The organism is Maribacter cobaltidurans, from assembly GCF_002269385.1.
GTDB lineage: Bacteria > Bacteroidota > Bacteroidia > Flavobacteriales > Flavobacteriaceae > Maribacter > Maribacter cobaltidurans.
Genome location: NZ_CP022957.1, coordinates 130,829 through 150,828 on the forward strand (window position 1 = coordinate 130,829; position 20,000 = coordinate 150,828).

The following is a 20,000-nucleotide window of genomic DNA, read 5'->3' on the forward strand; positions in this document are numbered from 1 at the left end:
CATCAAAGTAATGACATCTTTGCACCACAAAAAACTCCTCATGAACCTAATATCCTTTAATATTAAACCTGAATTAAAAATTTTAGTAACGGGCGGTGCCGGATTTATCGGCTCCAACCTGTGCGAAGCATTACTAAAAAATGGAAATACCGTACGTTGCCTGGACAATTTTGCTACCGGGAAATGGAAAAATATACAACCCATGCTTAAAAAGCAAAATTTTAATCTTTTAGAAGGTGATATTCGGGATTTAGCTACCTGCCAAAAGGCTTGTGAGGGTATGGATTATGTATTGCACCAAGCGGCCTTAGGTTCGGTGCCGCGTTCCATTAATGACCCTATTACGAGTAACGAAGTAAATGTATCCGGATTTTTGAATATGTTGGTCGCAGCGAGAGATCAGCAAGTAAAACGCTTTATTTATGCCGCCAGTTCTTCCACTTACGGAGATTCAACCAATATGCCTAAGGTAGAGGACATTATTGGAAAACCCCTATCACCATATGCCATCACAAAGTACGTAAACGAATTGTATGCGGATGTCTTTGCCAAGACTTATGGAATGGAAACAATTGGTCTACGATATTTTAATGTTTTTGGACGCCGGCAAGATCCCAACGGGGCGTATGCCGCGGTAATTCCCAAATTTGTAACGCAATTGATGCAGCATGAATCTCCTGTAATTAATGGTGATGGGTCCTTTTCTAGGGATTTTACCTACATAGACAATGTTATTCAGATGAACATTCGCGCCATGTTAGCAACCAACTTGGAAGCGTTAAATACCGTCTACAATGTTGCTTATGGTGAGCGTACCGATTTAAAAGAACTTGTTGCCTTGCTCAAGGAATACCTTAGCACCTATGATGCTGAAATAAAAAATGTAGAGACTATCTACGGCCCGCAGCGAAAAGGGGATGTCCCCCACTCCTTGGCCTCCATCGACAAAGCTAAAAATCTATTGGGATATGCCCCTGAATTTGACATCAAATCCGGACTAAAAGAAGCAGTAGCGTGGTATTGGGAGAATTTGAGAAATTAGTACTTATAATAGAATTTAGTAAAAAGTAAATAACTCAGGCCTTTTGGTTTAAAGTTTACAGCTAAAGTACAACAACCAATACATATAATAATAAAGCGATTAACATATTGCGTAAAGCTTAAAACATATAAAACACATGACAATGAACAACACTAAAATTGCCATTATAGGTTTGGGTTATGTAGGATTACCTTTGGCCCGTTTATTTGCCACCAAATACCCTGTCATAGGGTTTGACATCAATGAGGGTCGCGTAGAAGAATTAATGGCAGGCCACGATAACACTCTTGAGGTGGAGGACAAAATTCTTCAGGAGGTATTAGTATCTCACCCAACTATGGAAACTGGTCTCTATTGTTCTAATAAACTAGAAGACATTGCGGACTGCACCTACTATATTGTTACTGTTCCAACACCTGTAGACCGAACCAATAGACCGATACTCACCCCATTGTACAAGGCCAGCGAAACTGTGGGTAAGGTACTTAAAAAAGGTGATACCGTTATTTACGAATCCACCGTTTACCCAGGGGTTACTGAAGAGGAATGTATTCCTGTTCTTGAAAAAGTTAGCGGCTTGGTTTTTAATACGGATTTCTTCGCGGGATACTCCCCAGAACGAATCAATCCAGGGGATAAGGAACATACCGTAGAAAAAATCCTTAAGGTAACTTCTGGCTCTACTCCAGAAGTAGGCAAAAAAGTAGATGATCTATACGCCTCTGTCATCACTGCAGGCACCCACTTAGCACCAACTATCAAAGTGGCCGAGGCAGCCAAGGTCATTGAAAACTCGCAACGGGACATTAACATTGCATTTGTTAATGAATTGGCCAAAATTTTTAACCTCATGGGCATTGACACCCAGCAAGTATTAGAAGCTGCAGGGACTAAATGGAACTTTTTACCCTTTAAACCTGGATTGGTCGGTGGCCACTGTATCGGTGTAGACCCTTATTACTTGGCCCAAAAGGCCCAAGAGTATGGCTACCATCCAGAAATCATTTTGGCGGGCCGTCGTATGAACGATACCATGGGGAAATATGTTGCTTCCGAAATCATAAAACTAATGGTACAAAAAGATATACGCATCAAGCAAAGTAAGATATTGGTTTTAGGGATTACTTTCAAAGAGAATTGTCCTGATGTTCGCAATACCAAGGCGGTAGATGTAATCAACAATTTGAAAAGCTATGGTACGGAAGTATCCGTTTTTGATCCATGGGCTTCACCGGAGGAAGTGGTCCACGAATATGGTATGGAAATTTATAATACAATGCCCCAACAAAAATTTGATGCGGTGGTTCTTACTGTGGCACATAAAGTGTTTTTAGAAATAGATTTTAAGGAGGTTGTCAAAGAAAATGGGGTTGTTTATGACGTAAAAGGCGTTCTATCACAAAAAGTAGATGGAAGGCTTTAGTAGAATCTTTTTTGAATTTGAATAATAACAATTCATTGAAACCATTTTATCAAGTTTTTCTGACATTTAAACCAATATTAGCTATCATAGGCCGTTATGGTTTTATCTTTAACAATTGAAATTCGGTAAATGCTTAATAAAAAAATATTGTTTTTATAACTTTAATTCGTATTTCTAAAAGTATTCGCATTAATAAAAAATTATACTTCAAAAATGAACAACACTTCCACCTTACCTAGAACCTCAACCAAACCCTTAGCAGCCGCAGAAAAGGTATATCCAATTGCCCTAGATCTTAGGGAAGAAACCGAAAAATCCAGAAAGCTTGCTAGCCCTATTGTTGAAAAACTGGCCGAGCAGGGACTTTTTCGAATGGCCCTTCCTAAATTCTTGGGTGGTATCGAAGACAATCCGGTAGAAACATTAAATGTATATGAGCTCTTAAGCAGTGCTGAAGCATCGGTGGCTTGGATCACTTGGAATAATCATTTGGCCTGTACTTTTGGTAGATATTTGAATAAGGAGGACATGAAAAAGGTATATGGCGACCCTATGCATGTCTATGCCAATTCTACCAGACCGGAAGGATTTGCCAAAAAAGTGGCAGGGGGCTATATGGTTTCTGGACGTTGGACTTTGGTATCCGGATGCGAATTAGCAGATTGGTTTGTTTTGCGTTGTTTGGTTACCTCGGATGAAAATCCGGCAACCCTAGGTCCCGGTGCGGTCTTAAAACTCGTTTTTCTACCTAAAAAACAGGTAAAGATTATAGACACCTGGAGTGTAGGTGGATTGAGGGGAACCGGTAGTCATGATATTGAAGTGGAAGAAACCTTTGTGCCGGAAAATTTAGCCGTTGGTTTTGAAGATGATGTACCTTTAAAAACACCATATAGTAGATTACCTATTGGATGTATCAATGCTTCTGGGAACGGCGCTATGTCCCTAGGCCTATTACGCGGTGCACTGGACGAACTTACTCAAATGTGCCTTGAACGTGTAACTCCTGGCAAGAATCCAGATTTAAGGGATAGACCAGCGGTGCAGGCCGCCTTGGCAAAGGGAAATACCATTTTGAAATCTCATAGGGCAGAATTACACCGTGCGGTAGATGCGCTTTGGAAGGCATCTGTAAATGGTGAGTCTTTTTCCGATGAACTTTTGGCAGATATCTGGTCGGCATCCTGTGAAGCGGCCTCCGCTTCCAGGGCAATGATTACTGAATTATTCGCCGTTGCGGGAACATCCTCTTTATATACCAAATTTAGGATGGAACGTATACATCGTGACATTCATGGTGTACTTCAACATGGCATCGTACAACCGCATTGGATGAACCAAGCCGGTATGGCCTATGCAGGTCTTAAACCCACTGCGGCCATGTTTGGAATCTAAATAAACCCTTATAAACCTTATTTGGTAGTTGGATTTTAAAAAAAATATCAAAATTTTAAAAATCGATATGATTGAAATACTAAAGGATAAAGAAGATTGGGTCGGGGCATTGAACACCATCGAACATACAGATTTTTATTTTTCCTACGATTACCATCATTTTTCCAAAAACCAAGAAGAGGAGCCCATCCTTATAAAGTATTCTACGGAGGAAGGAGTACTGCTCCTACCCTTACTTTTAAGAAATATAGAAGGCACAGCGTATAAAGATGCGATATCTGTTTATGGGTATGCGGGCGTTTTGACCAACATATCTGCTAAAGACTTTGATCGGGAATCGTTTCAGAAAACCCTTCACAATTTTTTTGAGGACAACCAGATTGTTTCTGTTTTCTCGAGGTTACATCCCTTTATGGAGTATCAAGATGAACTATTGCAAGGATTGGGAAGTATATCGGATCAGGGCATGGTTGTTTATTTGGATTTATCCTTACCAATAGATGTGCAGCGGGCTGGTTTTAATCGCCGGTTGAAAACTTATTTAAATAAAGCTCGTAAAGTATGTACGGTATCCATGGGGACCACTGAGGAAGAATTGGATGCCTTTATCCATCTTTATCACGAAAACATGAAACGGGTTGACGCCACAGAGAGTTATTTCTTTGATAAGCCCTATTTTGATGCCCTCATGGCCAGTAAAGATTATACCCCCTGTTTAATGGTCTGCAGGGACAACGAAAGCCAACAAATAATTGCAGGGGCGATTTTTGTTAAAAAGGATAATATGGTACAATATCATTTATCTGGACTTCATGAGGACTTTTTTGAGCTTAACCCTATTAAACTCATAATCGATGAGATGCGACTTATAGCCTCCGAAGAAGGGTATGAGTTCATGAATCTTGGTGGTGGACGGGGCGGAAGCAATGAGGACTCCTTATTTCGTTTTAAAAGTGGGTTTTCCAAAGCATTTAAGGATTTTAAACTTTGGAAATACATTGTGAATGACAAGGTTTACAATGATTTATGCCAAAAACATTTGGATGGGCATTCGGAAGTTGATATTAAAGAAGTAACTTTTTTTCCTGCCTATCGAGCACCATATTCTTCAATTTTTAATATGACATAGAAAATTTCATATCACCTTTTTAAATACACATCTTATTAAAAAACGAGCTATTATCCATTAAAAATAATAGCTCGTTTTTCTTTGAAACATACAGTAAGTCTTAAAAAAAGTACATCTGCCAAGTGAAAATTAATTCTGGCTATACCTGAGTAATTTTAAAATCGGTTTTGGCTATTTCGAATATTCTTTTATTTCCGAAATAAATGTTAAAAAAAACTACTTTTTATCGAAAACCATTTTTTTTTTGATCCAAAAAGTAATCCATACTCGTAATATTGAAGATGTTTAATAACAATTCATCGAATAAAACCGTTATTTCATCGTTAGTTTAAATAATAAAAGTATTCTTAAATCCCTAAATCTTGATTAATTAATTTTACCCATGATGCGATACCTACAAAACCCTACACGCATGGCTGCAATTCTATGTTTACTTTTTATCTTTCAATCCTGCAGTAAAGATGCCGACCTACTTTCCGATTACGTTATCAATAATGAGAAAAGCCTTGCCCTCCAAAAATATGTGGTGAATGACCAATTTTACGTTACCAATTCAAACAGCATTATCCTAGATGTACTAAATAATGACAGGTTCAACAATCCGCAAGGCGTAACCATCACCGAAACCTCACTCCCTGAAAATGGGAATGTGGTCATCAATTCCGACAATACCTTAACTTATAGCCCCAAAACAGAAGTAACGGAAACGCAGGAGTTTACGGATACTTTTACCTATACCGCAGAAGAAGTACAGGAAGATGGTACAACCACAGAGGAAGAAGGGACAGTTACAGTCAGCAATGATGACGTTCACAGAACGCCTACAAGTATAAGTGCAAAGGTCCAAAAGTGGAAAAAATTATTTGATGAACAGGTCTTGGATGATCAATATCAGCTGTCTTTATCCCTATCTAATAACTTAGGGGACTTGTATTATTTGGATGTATCACCTTATGTCTATATGTTTCAAGTCACTGGTGAAGATTCTTATATGGATTTTGCAATGAAGCTTTTTAAGAACAGAATGGATAATGCAATAGTGGCAAAAAATGTTTACAACTCCAATTACACACAATCTTTCAATGATTCATATTTAACATGGATTTGTGATGGTGACGGAGTTACAAAACAGTGTCAAGAGAATACTGGAGAAATATCGCTCAATGAATCTCGGGCTATGCGTACCGTTGCCAGAATGTTATATGTTTTATCAAAAAGCCCTTCCTATTTGGAAAGGAATAATAATCAAGAAAATTTTGAAAATATGTTATCTTGGTTTCAAACAAATATTTGGAATAAATGGATTGATAGAGGCCTGGGGCATATTTATAGAAGTAGAACACACATGGCTAGCCACTGGGCCCAAATAGCGTGGTTTCTGAATAAAATAACTGGCGACGAAAAATACAGGAAATATTACATTGGATGGAGCTCTGGTTTTTTAGAGGGTGAATTCAAAGGCGAATCGATGAGAAAACAGTTAAGGGAAGTAAATCTTTCCGGAAAGAAAGGCTATGTATGGAATGGAGCATGGGGTGTTATGACCGGATCAAATGATATAAGTCATGCCAACGCCGAAGTTGAGCTTATGGTTTTAGGGGCTGAAATGAACGATTATTGGACCTTGGATGATATGGATGCCCTAATTAACACCTTTGATGAATTAATTTTTGTGTCTAATAGTTGGGATGAATCCACCTACTACATAGATGGCAGTGGTTCCGGATCCGCCTTATGGGATCAAGGATGGGTGCAATTAGGTAGATTCTCGCAAGAATTGCAAAACAAGCTAGAAAATGCAGAGCTTTTACCCCCCTATTTTTACTATCAAAAAATTCGCCTAGCAAATATGGCTTATAATCAGGCTTTTCTTGAGCAAAAATTATTTTATCCTGAATATTAAAATAAAAATTAAAATGTATTGAAAAAGTCCAATTTAACTTGGGCTTTTTTTATTACATTTTTTATGGATACTATCGATTAATTATTTAGATTATCCGATTATCATCTAACTTTACAAAGTATTGGATGAACTTTACATGCTCGCATAAAATCCAAATGAGAGTAGTAGATTTCATTTATAAAAAGGTATCTATTTTCGGTTAACAACTATTAAGTGCTTATACTTTGGAAATAATTTTTTTATAATAACGTTATTTTATGATTGTGATAATTAAAATTGTAGCATTGTTAATTTTTAGCTTAACAATTTTAAATTTATTTATTCAGAAATGAGTCAGGCGACTAAACCTAACACCTTAATCGGGTTTATAATAATCTTAACAATATTATTCCTTATTGCCTTAGGGCCGTATTTTAAATTACAGCAGTTGGTAACCATGGGGCTTCTGCCATCGTTGGCTTTAATCGCTTTTTTTTACGATGTAAAGGATATAACCGCTAATAAAAGGGAGTTTTTAGTTTTTTTATTAATTTTCTTTTTGTCCTTCACCACAGTTTTTTATTATTTAGGTTATGATGAATATAGTAGATCCCTAAGTTCCTTTTTTGGAGCCATAGTTTCGGCCTACATCGCACTTGGCTTTACCAAAAACACAAATTATAGCACTTACTTTCATATAGGGTATATTTCTTCAGTATTGGTTCTATTTTCCATAATGATTAAGAATGGGAATATTGGATTGAATTTTGCTTCGGCCGTGGACTTCAGAGATCGTTTTATGCTGAATGCCAACGCCTATTCTTACTATTGTGTCTTTGCAAATTTCTCTTTAATTTATCTATACCTTAAAAAAGGTAGTAAATTTCTTCTTACCTTGCTAATAACGCTCCCAATTCTATTTATGGTGATTACTTTTACCACCCAATCAAGAGCGGGATTATTATTGGTAATCCTAATTAATCTAAGCTTCTGGCTTTTTATTAATAAACCCAAGAAACTATCAAAACTAAAAAGCCTAGGACGGAAATTTTTAATTGGTTTAGCTTTAGTTTTATTTGCACTACAATTTATTAATATTTATCAGGGATCAAGAATTCAACAAAGAGTATCGCAAACAGACACTAAAAAGGACCCTCGGGAATTACTAGTAAAGGAAGGATTAGAAGTGTTTAGTGAAAACCCAATCATTGGAGTAGGCCTCGGACAATTTCCCTTGTACAGTAAGTATGGGCTGTTTACCCATAATTCCTATACCGAAATATTAGCAGAGCAAGGTATTGTGGGTGGTATTTTACTTTTAATTCTCTATTTAATCCCAACCCTTCAAAGTTTTCGCAATTATCGAAATGACCCTGAAAACCCTTTTTTTAAATTTTATCTGACTTTTTTTATAATCTTTTTGCTTTATAATAATGCCTATGTATTTTATAAATTTCCATTTTCTATGATGTACTTTTTTCTGATAATAAGTCTTCAAAAAAGATGCACTACATATTTTAATAGAAAAGGATTAAACATCAATTAGAATAAAGAATGTCATTAAAGGTAAAAGCGGTAAATGGATTTAGTTGGACTTTTTTTGAAATGCTCTTTAGTCAAGGTGTAGTGTTTATAGTTGGTGTGATCTTGGCAAGAATTCTAACGCCAGAAGATTTTGGGATTATTGGAATTATTACTGCTTTTTTAGCAGTTTCAAATTCCATTATAGAAGGTGGTTTAGGAACTGCTCTACTTAGAAAATTGGATGCTAATAATGTTGACTTCAATACAGTTTTTTATACCAATCTTATTTTAGGTGTTGCGCTATATTTTTTACTATTCTTCACTTCCGATTATCTAGCCCACTTTTTTGAAATCCCCATACTATCAAGAATATTTAAGTATGCCGGATTGATTATGATTATAAATGCATTCACCATTATTCACCGTACCATTTTAACTAGAGATTTGAATTTTAAACTTTTAGCACTCATTTCGGTTGTATCTTCAATTTTAAGTGGTGTAGTTGCCATCTTTTTGGCCTATAATAACTATGGTGTGTGGAGCCTATTGTCTTTAATTATATTAAAACCTTTAATAAACGCAATATTACTATGGTACTATAATCAATGGTGGCCAGGATTTCAGTTTTCAAAACAAAGTTTTCTAAATCTTTTTGATTATGGTTATAAAGTATTATTATCAGGATTAATAAACACGATTTACAAAAATATTTATTATGTAATTATCGGTAAGTTTTTTTCGCCTTCCTCTTTAGGTTATTACACTCGGGCTGAACAATTTCAAGGTCCAATTTCCGGAAATATTACCAGATCGATTGGAAAAATTAGTTTTCCAATATTATCAACCTTTCAGAATGACAAAGGAAAATTAAAATCAGGATTTATTAAATTTTTGAAATTTAGTGTTTTTATAAATTTTCCGGTAATGCTCAGTATTGCGGGATTGGCTAAACCTTTAATTCTTCTTCTTATTGGTAATAAATGGGAGACCTCAATCTATTATTTACAAATTCTTTGTGTATCAGGTATGCTTTACCCATTACATATATTACACTTGAACCTCTTGTTGATAAAAGGTTACTCCAATTTACAGCTCAAATTGGAGGTCATAAAAAAAATTATTCTAATTCCTCTTATAGTAATTAGTGCATTTATCAGTATAGAGGCAATGTTATATGGACTTGTGTTTTTTTCAATAGTCGAATTATTCATAAATAGTTTTTATACTAAAAAAATCATTAACTATTCATATTTGGAACAGCTTAAAGATACTATACCTGCAATCTTAATCGCAACTTTAACATTTTTAGTTATATTTTCAATTAGTCTTTTAAAGATTTCTCTTTTTTATATGCTATTATTACAAGTCGTATCAGGACTATTAGTTTTTATTTTAATTAATGAAATTTTGAAACAAGAGATATATCTAGAGATACGAACTAAAATTATAAAATTTCTAAGTTCAATAAGCAAGTCTTAAACTAAACAAGATCAAGAAAATAAATAAGACCCTGATTGCATATGAAACAAATTGCCTTTTTTTTCTATAAAGCAGTTGCTATTCATTTACCAAAATCAACATTTTTTGTCATTGGACCTTTTGGTAAATTTTTACGAAACTTTTGTGCTCGGAAAATGTTTGCCAAATGTGGAGACCATATAAATATTGAAAAAGGAGCTCGTTTTGGACGCGGGGAGAACATTGTAATCGGAAATTATTCAGGAATAGGCATTAATGCAGCAATACCCGACAATACAATTATTGGAAATTACGTCATGATGGGACCGGATTGTATTATCTACCATGCGAATCATGATTTCTCTGATGTGAATACACCTATGTGTTTTCAGGGACATGAACCTCAAAGACAAACTATAATTGGAAACGATGTTTGGATTGGTGGCAGAGTCATTATAACCCCAGGAAAAAAAATAGGAGATGGTGTCATTATTGCGGCGGGAAGTGTTGTCACAAAAGATTTGGAGGATTATGGAATATATGGAGGAAATCCGGCTAAACTTATTCGCAAAAGAAAATGATTAATGAAAAATAAGAAAAAAGACCTATATATTATAAATACAAATTACCCGTATGGAAAAACAGAAACTTTTTTAGAAAACGAGGTGGTTTTCCTTGCTCCTTATTTTAATAAAATATATCTGTTCCCATTAAATTATCCTTCTAAGGACTTTTTTGTTCGAGAAGTCCCTCCTAATGTAGTTTATAAAAGTGCTTCGTTAGATAAGAAACACTATAAAAGAATACTTAAATTTTTATTCAAACGTTCGCCTTCAAAAAATCATATTTTTGATTTGGTCAATCTTTTTAAATCTGATAAGGGGCATTATGGTTCAAAACTTAAAAGGTGGTTTTTTTCATTTCTTATAGACCGTGCATTTTATAAGTCTAAACATTTTAAGTTCATTAAGAATAATATTAAACCTAACGATATTCTCTATTTTTATTGGGGAGGGTCAAAAAGCATTTATGCCTCAAGATTCAATCATCCAAATACCTTTATTCGTATTCATGGCGGTGAAATAAATTTCGAGCGAAACCGGGGTTATATTCCGCTTTTTAATAAATTATTTAAGAGTAACGCTACTTATCTTGCTATTTCAGAAAAAGTTCGCGAAACTATTATTAAATACAATAAAGGAATAAACGTGGTAGTTAATCGCCTAGGTACTTATGACTATGGGTTGGGGCCTATTAATGAAAAAAAAAGTACCATTTGTATTGTGTCCTGTTCTAACGTCATACCCCTGAAAAGAGTCCATTTAATATTAGAGGCTCTAGATCAGATTAAAGATATCAATGTTGAATGGGTACATTTTGGGGATGGTCCATTGTTAAAGGAGATTAAAATTAAAGCCAAAAAGTTAAGTAGTAATATTACACCCATCTTTAAAGGTAGAGTTCTAAACCAAACAGTCTTAAATTTTTATAAAAAAAATAGTGTCGATGCTTTTATAAATGTTAGTACAACGGAAGGAGTTCCAGTAAGTATAATGGAGGCTCTCTCATTTGGAATCCCATGCTTTGCCACAGATGTTGGTGCTACTGCTGAAATTGTAAATAACAAAAATGGCAAGATTGTACCAAAAGAATTTGATAGCAAAGAAATTGTAAAGTTTATTTATAAAATAAAAACGTCCAATTATATTCAAAAAAGAAGTAAGGCTAGAGAAACTTGGGAACTGGATTACAATGCGAATAAAAACTATAAAAAACTAATAGAATTATTCTACAGCACGTAAAATAAAAAATAGTTTAAATTGAATATTTCAATTATTTAAGTACCTAAGTATAAAAGTGTTTACGAAATCAAAGTTATCATTGTGTTATATTCTTTTTTCGTAAATCCAATAAGCCTAAATTTGAGCCATAATCATATCACGTATTAATATGAAGTGTTTACATATTTGTAACGATTTTGTGGGTAGTAAGGTTCATGAAAACCTTTATCTTTCATTAAAGGGTAAAAATGTAATACAACATATTTATTATCCTCAAAGAAAACATACATTTGAGAAAATTCAAACCTTTAAACAGAGATGGGGCAATACTTTAATTACCTCAGAACCCCTAAAATGGTTTCATAAGTTTTTTTTTTCAAAAAAAATTAACTTTTTATTTACAGATTTAATTTCAAAGACAAATCCGAATCATCTTGAACTGGTTCATGCAACGACATTATTTAGTGATGGAGCAATTGCACTCAAAATTTATAAAAAATACGGCACCCCATTTATAGTAGCCATAAGGAGTACAGATATTGATTTATTTTTAAGATACAGATTTGATTTATACCCGCTTGCCAAGGAAATACTTGTAAATGCTTCTAAACTGGTTTTTGTAAGTAACTCTATTGAAAGAAACTTTTTTGCTCATCCGTTTATTTTAAAAATAGAAGAAAAATACTGTCTAAAGAAAAAAAGTAAAGTGCTACCAAATGGAATTGATGATATATGGGTCAGTAATATAAATCCACAAAAAAAATTAAGACCTCACAAAATTCTCTACATTGGTAAATTTGATTATAACAAAAATGTAATATCATTAATCAAGGCCTTTTTAAGTTTAAATCCTAGTAATAAAAACTTACAACTTACCTTAATTGGTTCTGGTGGAATCCAAGAAAAAAAAATAATTGAATATTCTGAAAAGTATGGTGATAGCATAAAGTTCTTGGGTCCCATTTATGATAAAAGCCAATTAATGGAAATTTATCGGTCAAACCATATTTTTGCTATGACCTCAAAAGTTGAAACTTTTGGTTTGGTGTATTTGGAAGCACTTTCTCAAGGACTTCCCATATTATACACTAAAAATCAAGGTATAGATGGAACTTTTAAGGAAAATATTGGGAAATCAACTAACCCATTTTCGGTGAAGTCCATTGCAGAAGGCCTGAATGAAATTGTCGAAAGTTATGATCAATATGAATTGAATAAAATCAATTTTAATAATTTCTCATGGAACAATATTGCTCAATTATATTTTGAATTATATAATGGATCAAAAAATGGATAATTTAGGTATCCTACTTTAAATTACATTTTAAATTATCCTGACCCCTTTTGCAACTTACAATCCAAATATTCAAATAAAAACAATCAATTCATACGATTTTGAAATTAAATCAGTTATGATAAGAACAAAATTATTACAATGAAAATTCTTTTAGTGCACCAATATTTTTTAGGTAAAAATCAAGGTGGAGGAGCCCGTTTTAATGAAATGACGAAAATTTGGGCGGATAAAGGACACACCGTTACCGTAATTGCCGGCATGCATGAATTAAACCAAGACGATATTGATAAGTACCAAGGAAAAAACTTTTATCACGAAAATGATTTTTACAAAAACACAGATGTTCATAGATGTAGACTTCCCAAAGATTCCAATCAAAATTTTAAACGTAGGATAATAGCTTATTTTTCTTTCGTCTTGAAAAGTACTTGGGTCGGATTATTTAAGCTTAAAGGCAAATATGATGTTATAATCGTTACATCCCCGCCCTTGTTCTTGGGAATTACTGCATATATACTTTCTACATTCAAAAGAATACCTCTAATATTTGAAGTAAGAGATTTATGGCCTGAATCTGCAATAGATACAGGTGTGATAAGTAATCCACTATTGATTAAATTTTCTTTTTGGTTTGAAAAATCAATATATAAGAAAGCCAAATTAATAAACGTTCTAACACCAGCATTTAAAGAAAAACTGATAAAAAAAGGAATTCCTGAGGAGAAAATTATATACATACCGAATGCTGCAGATTTCTCTCTAGCAGAAAAAGTGGCCAAAGATTTTGATCCTGAAAAATTTAGAAAATCGGAAGGTATCCAAGATAAATTTGTTATAACTTATATTGGAGCTCATGGAATCGCCAATCACTTAATTCAGATAATCGAAGCCGCTGAAAAATTACAAAACACCAATGTTTTATTTCAACTAATAGGAGATGGAATGACCAAACCGGATTTAATAAGAGAGACGGATTCTCGTGGGTTAAAAAACATTCGATTTGTTGGTTTTGTAGATAAAGAAACCGCATTTAAATATATTCTAGCTTCCGATGTTGGAGCCTCCGTGCTTAAAAAAGTGGATACTTTCAAAACAATTTATTCCAATAAAACCTTTGATTATATGTCTTGTAAGAAACCTATATTACTGGCTATAGACGGTATTTCGAGACAACTCATTGAAGATGCAAACTGCGGTGTATATGTAGAGCCAGAAAATTCAGACGATATTGCTGAAAAAGTTCGCAAATTCATAAAAGGGGAATATAATATAAAAGAACAAGGTGAAAATGGGTATAAATATGCAAAATCCCGTTTCGATCGAACCGAACTCGCCCAGCAATATCTAAGTGAAATAATCAATCTAGCGAAAAAAAATTAAAATATCTCTCAACAATATTCCAATTTCTATATATAAATGCTTAAAAAAAATCTAATCATATTTGGAACAAGACCAGAAGCCATAAAAATGGCACCGTTGGTGAAAGAATTTTATAACAACCTTAATTTTGAAACCAAGGTTTGTGTTACCGCACAGCATAGGGAGATGTTAGATCAAGTACTGGAATTTTTTAATATAAAACCAGACTACGACTTAAATTTAATGAAACCTGGACAAAATTTATATAGTCTTACGGCTGATATAATAACAGGCTTACAGCCCATATTAGAAGAATTCAAGCCAGATTATGTTTATGTGCATGGAGATACTACAACGACCATGGGATCAAGTATAGCTGCTTTTTATTCAGGGGCGAAAGTTTGTCATGTTGAAGCTGGTTTAAGAACGTTTAACAAACTATCTCCCTTCCCTGAAGAAATTAATCGTACTATTACTGGCCATATTGCAGATTACCACTTTGCACCTACTCATACCTCACAAGATAATTTATTGGCTGAAGGGATTAATTTAAAAAATATTTTAATTACAGGAAATACTGTTATCGATGCGCTAATGCAAAGTGTTTCTATTTTGGAAACAAAACGAGATTCTGAAATTGAAACCTTAAAATCTAGTTTGGATTTTTCTAAAAGGATTATCCTAGTCACTGGACATAGAAGAGAAAATCATGGTCAAGGATTTATTAATATTTGTAATGCACTTAAGCAGATAGGTGAAAAATTTGACGATATCCAAATAATATATCCAGTTCATTTAAATCCTAATGTTCAAAAACCAGTTTATGATATATTAGGCGACAAAGAGAATATTAAGCTAATTTCCCCTTTAGCATATCCCGCATTTGTTTGGTTGATGAATCAATGTAAACTTGTTATTACGGATAGTGGTGGCGTACAGGAAGAGGCGCCCAGTTTAGGAAAACCCGTACTAGTAATGAGGGATACAACCGAAAGGCCAGAAGCAGTAAAAGCAGGTACAGTGATACTGGTTGGCACAGAAACGGAAACCATTGTAAATGAAACAAGTAACTTATTACAAAATGAAGAAAGATATCAATCTATGAGTAAATTACACAATCCTTACGGTGATGGTAATTCTTCTAAAAGAATTGTAGAATTCATAAAAAATCTTAATTAATGAACAATCCAGAAGTTATAATGATTGGCCTTGGGTATATAGGACTACCTACTGCTGCACTGATTGCCGAAGGCAAAACCAAAGTACTAGGTGTAGACATAAATCCTCATGTAGTAGATACTATCAACAAAGGCAATATACATATTGTTGAGCCCTCCTTGGACAAAACCGTTAAAAAGGCCGTAGAAAACGGTTATTTAAGTGCTTCGCTAAAACCAACAGTTGCTAACACCTATTTAATAGTTGTACCTACACCCTTTAAAGCAAAAAATGAACCCGACATTTCTTTTGTTCAATCCGCCACAGAGGCAATCATACCTCTATTAAAAAAGGGAGATTTATATATTATTGAATCTACTTCCCCTGTTGGAACTACAGAAAAAATGATGGAACTCATTTATGACCGTAGACCAGAGTTAAAAAACAAACTACATATTGCGTATTGTCCAGAACGTGTATTGCCGGGCAATGTTATGTATGAATTAGTTCATAATGACCGTGTAATAGGAGGTGTTGATGAAATGTCTACTGAAAAGGCCGTATCCTTCTATGCCAAATATGTAAAAGGTAATCTGCATAAAACCAACGCCCGTACGGCAGAGATGTGTAAACTGGTAGAAAATTCTTCAAGAGATGTTCAAATTGCATTCGCCAATGAGTTATCACTCATTTGTGACAAAGCAGACATAGATGTTTGGGAACTCATCAGCCTTGCCAATAAACACCCTAGAGTGAATATACTGCGCCCCGGTTGCGGTGTAGGAGGACATTGTATAGCTGTTGACCCTTATTTTATAGTATCGGATTATCCAATGGAGTCCAAAATAATAGGAACAGCTAGAGAGGTAAACAATTATAAGTCTTTTTGGTGTGCCGAAAAAGTACAAAATGCCAAATTGGAATTTGAGCTAAAATATGGGCATAAGCCTAAAATTGCTTTAATGGGTCTTGCATTTAAACCTGATATCGACGATTTAAGGGAATCCCCAGCCAAATATATCGTTCAAAGAATATTACAAAATTCAAATAATGAAGAGTACTATATCGTTGAACCAAACATTAAAGAACATAATGTTTTCAAAATAACAGATTATAAAGAAGCATATAAAAAAGCAGACATTGTTGTGTTTCTAGTAGCTCATAAAGAATTCAAATCATTAAAGTTTGCAAAAAACAAAAAAACTTTAGATTTCTGTGGAATTAATAAATAAGTTTTAGTCACCTTGACTTTGAAAATTACGAATCACTAAGACATTTTTATTCGTAACACCTGTAACTCAATAAAATTGATGGAAAATACGTAGGATAAAACCCGAATAAATGAGCAATTTGCACAAACCTTAAACCGGACTATTTCAAAACTTTAAATCAAAATTTTTAACTTTTTCTCCCATGTACCCTTACGTTAAGCGTCTTTTTGATATTGTGTTATCCTTACTTGGGCTAATCATCCTATCCCCCATTTTACTGGTTGTGGCTCTTTTTTTATTCTGGGATTTTAAGGGTACACCATTCTTTACACAGCAGAGACCCGGAAAAAAAGAAGAAATTTTTCATGTCTTGAAATTTAAGACCATGAACAACAAAAAGGATGCTTCTGGAAATTTATTGCCCGATACCGAACGTCTAACGCCACTGGGCATATTTATACGAAAGACATCCATTGATGAGTTGCCCCAATTGATTAATGTATTAAAGGGAGATATGAGCCTCATTGGACCACGGCCCTTATTGGTGAAGTATTTACCGTATTACAAGCAAGAAGAGCGGATTCGTTTTACCGTAAGACCTGGTATTACAGGTCTTGCACAAATTTCTGGACGAAACTATATGACCTGGGATGAAAAGTTTAAAAAGGATATTCAATATGTCCAAAACATGAGCTTTTCCCAAGACCTTTTTATTTTCTACAAAACCATTTTTAAAATTTTTAAAACCTCCGATGTTGAACTGGACCAAAGTTCCTATATGCCCGACTTGGATATTGAAAGAAAACAAATGATGGGTTGAAATTGTACCAAGAAATTGTATTTTTGGTCTTGATTTAACAAATCGCCCCAAAAAATTAAATTTCAATCTACCTATGCTACATCCCTTGGACACTGCGCGTATAATTTCCTTTTATGTTTTATATTTAAGTTCAACCCCTACTATCCAGTAATATGAACAATGTATTGATTACCTCTGTAGGCTACAGGGTAGGGCTACATCATCGAAATATAAGGAATCAAGTATGAAATGACGGAACAGGTCCGGAATGACTAGTATGAAGGAATGTTAAAACAAAATTAACTAAGAAATTAAATCCTTACTGAAAAACTTCCTTTTAAACCACTTATTTGCTTTTATATAGTAGTACGTAGAACGAACCGTCCATCCCAACCATTCCAACTTCTTATTGTACAAATGGGGTTTAACCTTAACGAGATACCTAAAGGTTTTCTCTGGACTCCATAAAAATTGTTTTAACAATTGCTTTTTGGACATAGATAATTGACCGGCATCGTATTTTATCCCCACTTTATTACTGCCAATATTTTGGTAGAATCCTTGGGATATGAGCTGAATAAATTTCAACTTTTTCTTATTCGTAAATAACCCCAACCGCAGTGCCAAATCTGTTAAATATTTTTGAGCCATATCCTGGTCGTACACCACCGAAGAAAGTTTATTGTTTAAAAGGATAAATTGGTCATCCATAAACTCCTGTATGGGTGCGATAAACTCATCAAAAACTTTTTTTTCATTAGGCTCATGATATTCTATGGTGGGCATATCTGGATTCTTGGAATAACCTAATGTGCTACCGTGCGGGGCGGCCAGCAACTGTTCGTACAATTGGCCATTGGCCTGCAGGATATGGTCTGAATATCCTTTTTCGGGATAAACCGAAAAATTTAAACCAAATCGTTTTGTTCTCTCCTGAATGTTATAGATCTCACGTAAGCCAATATAGTAACCTGTTACGGCCACCTGGCCACCCATATAATCATGAATACCCTCTTGCATAGTCCCGCCCCAACCTACATCAACAACCACCATGCCCTCTTTGTCAAAATCAACTCCAAAGGATTTCAAATAGGCATCAAAAGCATTTTTCTGCTCCTGTCGATGCTGCTCATAACGTATTTTAAAAGTTTCGTTGGTTCTAAGTTTTTTAAGGACATCCGAAGCACTGAAATTTTCGATAACCTTGTCCTTATCTACTCCAATTTCCTCCGCAATAGCTAAAATTTCAAATTCCTTAAGATTAAAATCGCTTAAAAATTGTTGGGTAGACCTATGGTCATAATTCTTTTTAACCGGCATAAAAGGCTCCTCGGCTATAGGTCTTAGGGAAACCTGTTTGGCGGAATGCCGTGATGCCTTAAAGTAATGGGTACGAATATAATCGGTCTCCTCAAAACCGTTCAAGTGCTGGTAGGTATCAAACAATTGCTTTAAATAGAGTCCCTCACGCGCCAAGAAGAATAGATTCTTTATCTCTTTTTGCCTAGCTTCGGAATACAGTCTTTCCGTAAAAAAGTAGAAGTGTAGTATATATTCACTAAAAGGATGATCGCTACGTTTGCAATTTTTCTCTATATCCCTACAGCTCCGTATAAAGTCACTTTCAACGGATCCAAATAAATTCTTTCTGTTTCTAAATTTATGATTGGCATGTTTCAAATAGAAGGTTTTGATGTTCTGTTTACGGGCTTGCTGGATATCACTGCGCATGTTGTCCCCCATCATGGAACACTCCTCCCCATGTACTCCTATATGTTGCATCACCGTAGGATATAAAGTACCTGTCTCCTTACTTTTTTCAAAATCACAGGACATAAAAATGTCATTGAACAGATGGTCCACTTTATGCCATTGAAGTAACCTTTGAATAACCGATTTAGGCAAATGAAAGTCCGAAATGATGAATATTTTATAACCCTCTTCATGCAACACTTGGAGCCCACCTATCAAATCGTCGTTCATAAACTGTACGGAGGCTTCACTCCTGTAATCTGCCTCCAAAGAATAGCTCATAAACTTTTCAAAAGAAATTTCACCCAAAAGACCCGTATTTTTCAGTCTTGCGTAAAGCTCTTGGACTACCTGGTTATAAGGAATTTCATCCTTTACGGTTTTTAAATCTTTTGCCAACGTGTTTTGAACGTCCATTCGGATCTTGTAAAGGGTATCAATATCCAAATTCAACCCTAACTCCCTAATCAATAGTTTTGCCCAAATTTTGAAAACGTATAAAGGGTGGACATTCCTGTGGATCAGGGTATCAAAAAGGTCGGTAAGGACTACTTTAACCTTCGGGTTGTTTTTTATATTACGTATTGTAGTATTCAAATCGTACTTTCTTTAAGAATTAATAATGCGATTCTAAGAATTCCTTAAAACCGACCCATCATTAAAAAAACAAAATTTGTGTGTAAAATAACGTTAATTTTTACGAGGAGGATATAATTTTTCGATAAAAACAACATATTAAAGATACAAGTCCAAGTGACATTCATTCTCCTTGGAAATAAGTGGTTCTTCG

The 20,000-nt window shown here is 34.5% G+C and carries 15 protein-coding genes; 14 read left to right on the forward strand and 1 reads right to left on the reverse strand.

The genetic code is table 11. From position 1 onward, the window contains the following. Positions 1–40: 40 nt before the first annotated feature. The 14 genes from CJ263_RS00545 to CJ263_RS00610 all read left to right on the forward strand — a co-directional run bounded on the left by CJ263_RS00545 (position 41) and on the right by CJ263_RS00610 (position 17,479). Positions 41–1,042 carry an SDR family oxidoreductase gene (locus CJ263_RS00545; protein WP_094995473.1) on the forward strand — a complete coding sequence of 334 codons (1,002 nt, stop codon included), beginning with the start codon at positions 41–43 and terminating at the stop codon, positions 1,040–1,042. A gap of 142 nt (positions 1,043–1,184) precedes the next feature. After that, complete coding sequence (locus CJ263_RS00550) at positions 1,185–2,465, forward strand: nucleotide sugar dehydrogenase (protein WP_094995474.1); 1,281 nt, start codon at positions 1,185–1,187, stop codon at positions 2,463–2,465. 213 nt (positions 2,466–2,678) lie between these two features. Then, positions 2,679–3,860, forward strand: a complete 1,182-nt coding sequence (locus tag CJ263_RS00555; protein ID WP_094995475.1) for an acyl-CoA dehydrogenase family protein — start codon at positions 2,679–2,681, stop codon at positions 3,858–3,860. Positions 3,861–3,927: 67 nt separating this feature from the next. Further along, positions 3,928–4,989, forward strand: coding sequence for a peptidoglycan bridge formation glycyltransferase FemA/FemB family protein (locus CJ263_RS00560; protein WP_158657041.1), 1,062 nt, complete (start codon positions 3,928–3,930; stop codon positions 4,987–4,989). Between the two features lie 412 nt (positions 4,990–5,401). Further along, positions 5,402–6,892: an Ig-like domain-containing protein gene (locus CJ263_RS00565; protein ID WP_094995477.1), complete on the forward strand. Its 1,491-nt coding sequence runs from the start codon at positions 5,402–5,404 to the stop codon at positions 6,890–6,892. A 901-nt stretch (positions 6,893–7,793) separates the two neighbouring features. Then, a complete protein-coding gene (locus CJ263_RS20850; protein WP_158657042.1) occupies positions 7,794–8,417 on the forward strand; it encodes an O-antigen ligase family protein in 624 nt (207 codons plus the stop codon). Between the two features lie 8 nt (positions 8,418–8,425). Then, entirely contained in the window at positions 8,426–9,874 is a 1,449-nt protein-coding gene (locus CJ263_RS00575; protein ID WP_094995479.1) for a lipopolysaccharide biosynthesis protein, read from the forward strand. Positions 9,875–9,915: 41 nt separating this feature from the next. Next, complete coding sequence (locus CJ263_RS00580; protein ID WP_094995480.1) at positions 9,916–10,434, forward strand: acyltransferase; 519 nt, start codon at positions 9,916–9,918, stop codon at positions 10,432–10,434. A gap of 3 nt (positions 10,435–10,437) precedes the next feature. After that, positions 10,438–11,655 carry a glycosyltransferase gene (locus CJ263_RS00585; protein WP_094995481.1) on the forward strand — a complete coding sequence of 406 codons (1,218 nt, stop codon included), beginning with the start codon at positions 10,438–10,440 and terminating at the stop codon, positions 11,653–11,655. A gap of 178 nt (positions 11,656–11,833) precedes the next feature. Then, the gene (locus tag CJ263_RS00590) at positions 11,834–12,931 is read left to right on the forward strand and encodes a glycosyltransferase family 4 protein (protein ID WP_158657043.1); all 1,098 of its coding nucleotides are present in this window, start codon (positions 11,834–11,836) and stop codon (positions 12,929–12,931) included. 138 nt (positions 12,932–13,069) lie between these two features. Beyond that, entirely contained in the window at positions 13,070–14,311 is a 1,242-nt protein-coding gene (locus CJ263_RS00595; protein WP_094995483.1) for a glycosyltransferase family 4 protein, read from the forward strand. Positions 14,312–14,347: 36 nt separating this feature from the next. Beyond that, entirely contained in the window at positions 14,348–15,469 is a 1,122-nt protein-coding gene (wecB, locus tag CJ263_RS00600) for a non-hydrolyzing UDP-N-acetylglucosamine 2-epimerase (RefSeq protein WP_094995484.1), read from the forward strand. Further along, positions 15,469–16,680: a UDP-N-acetyl-D-mannosamine dehydrogenase gene (gene wecC, locus CJ263_RS00605; protein ID WP_094995485.1), complete on the forward strand. Its 1,212-nt coding sequence runs from the start codon at positions 15,469–15,471 to the stop codon at positions 16,678–16,680. The genes wecB and wecC overlap by 1 nt, the downstream gene beginning before the upstream one ends. A 181-nt stretch (positions 16,681–16,861) precedes the next feature. Next, complete coding sequence (locus CJ263_RS00610; RefSeq protein WP_094995486.1) at positions 16,862–17,479, forward strand: sugar transferase; 618 nt, start codon at positions 16,862–16,864, stop codon at positions 17,477–17,479. 282 nt (positions 17,480–17,761) lie between these two features. On the opposite strand, the gene CJ263_RS00615 is transcribed toward CJ263_RS00610, so the two are convergent. Next, the gene (locus CJ263_RS00615; RefSeq protein WP_094995487.1) at positions 17,762–19,807 is read right to left on the reverse strand and encodes an HAD family hydrolase; all 2,046 of its coding nucleotides are present in this window, start codon (positions 19,805–19,807) and stop codon (positions 17,762–17,764) included. Positions 19,808–20,000: the final 193 nt, after the last annotated feature.

What these genes read in the sequence shown, in the direction of transcription:
- CJ263_RS00565 (WP_094995477.1), top strand. Translation starts at nt 5,402, where the DNA reads ATGGCTGCAATTCTATGTTTACTTTTTATCTTTCAATCCTGCAGTAAA.
- CJ263_RS00580 (WP_094995480.1), top strand. Translation starts at nt 9,916, where the DNA reads ATGAAACAAATTGCCTTTTTTTTCTATAAAGCAGTTGCTATTCATTTA.
- CJ263_RS00555 (WP_094995475.1), top strand. Translation starts at nt 2,679, where the DNA reads ATGAACAACACTTCCACCTTACCTAGAACCTCAACCAAACCCTTAGCA.
- wecB (WP_094995484.1), top strand. Translation starts at nt 14,348, where the DNA reads ATGCTTAAAAAAAATCTAATCATATTTGGAACAAGACCAGAAGCCATA.
- CJ263_RS00575 (WP_094995479.1), top strand. Translation starts at nt 8,426, where the DNA reads ATGTCATTAAAGGTAAAAGCGGTAAATGGATTTAGTTGGACTTTTTTT.
- CJ263_RS00585 (WP_094995481.1), top strand. Translation starts at nt 10,438, where the DNA reads ATGAAAAATAAGAAAAAAGACCTATATATTATAAATACAAATTACCCG.
- CJ263_RS00595 (WP_094995483.1), top strand. Translation starts at nt 13,070, where the DNA reads ATGAAAATTCTTTTAGTGCACCAATATTTTTTAGGTAAAAATCAAGGT.
- wecC (WP_094995485.1), top strand. Translation starts at nt 15,469, where the DNA reads ATGAACAATCCAGAAGTTATAATGATTGGCCTTGGGTATATAGGACTA.
- CJ263_RS00550 (WP_094995474.1), top strand. Translation starts at nt 1,185, where the DNA reads ATGAACAACACTAAAATTGCCATTATAGGTTTGGGTTATGTAGGATTA.
- CJ263_RS20850 (WP_158657042.1), top strand. Translation starts at nt 7,794, where the DNA reads ATGGTGATTACTTTTACCACCCAATCAAGAGCGGGATTATTATTGGTA.
- CJ263_RS00610 (WP_094995486.1), top strand. Translation starts at nt 16,862, where the DNA reads ATGTACCCTTACGTTAAGCGTCTTTTTGATATTGTGTTATCCTTACTT.
- CJ263_RS00545 (WP_094995473.1), top strand. Translation starts at nt 41, where the DNA reads ATGAACCTAATATCCTTTAATATTAAACCTGAATTAAAAATTTTAGTA.
- CJ263_RS00560 (WP_158657041.1), top strand. Translation starts at nt 3,928, where the DNA reads ATGATTGAAATACTAAAGGATAAAGAAGATTGGGTCGGGGCATTGAAC.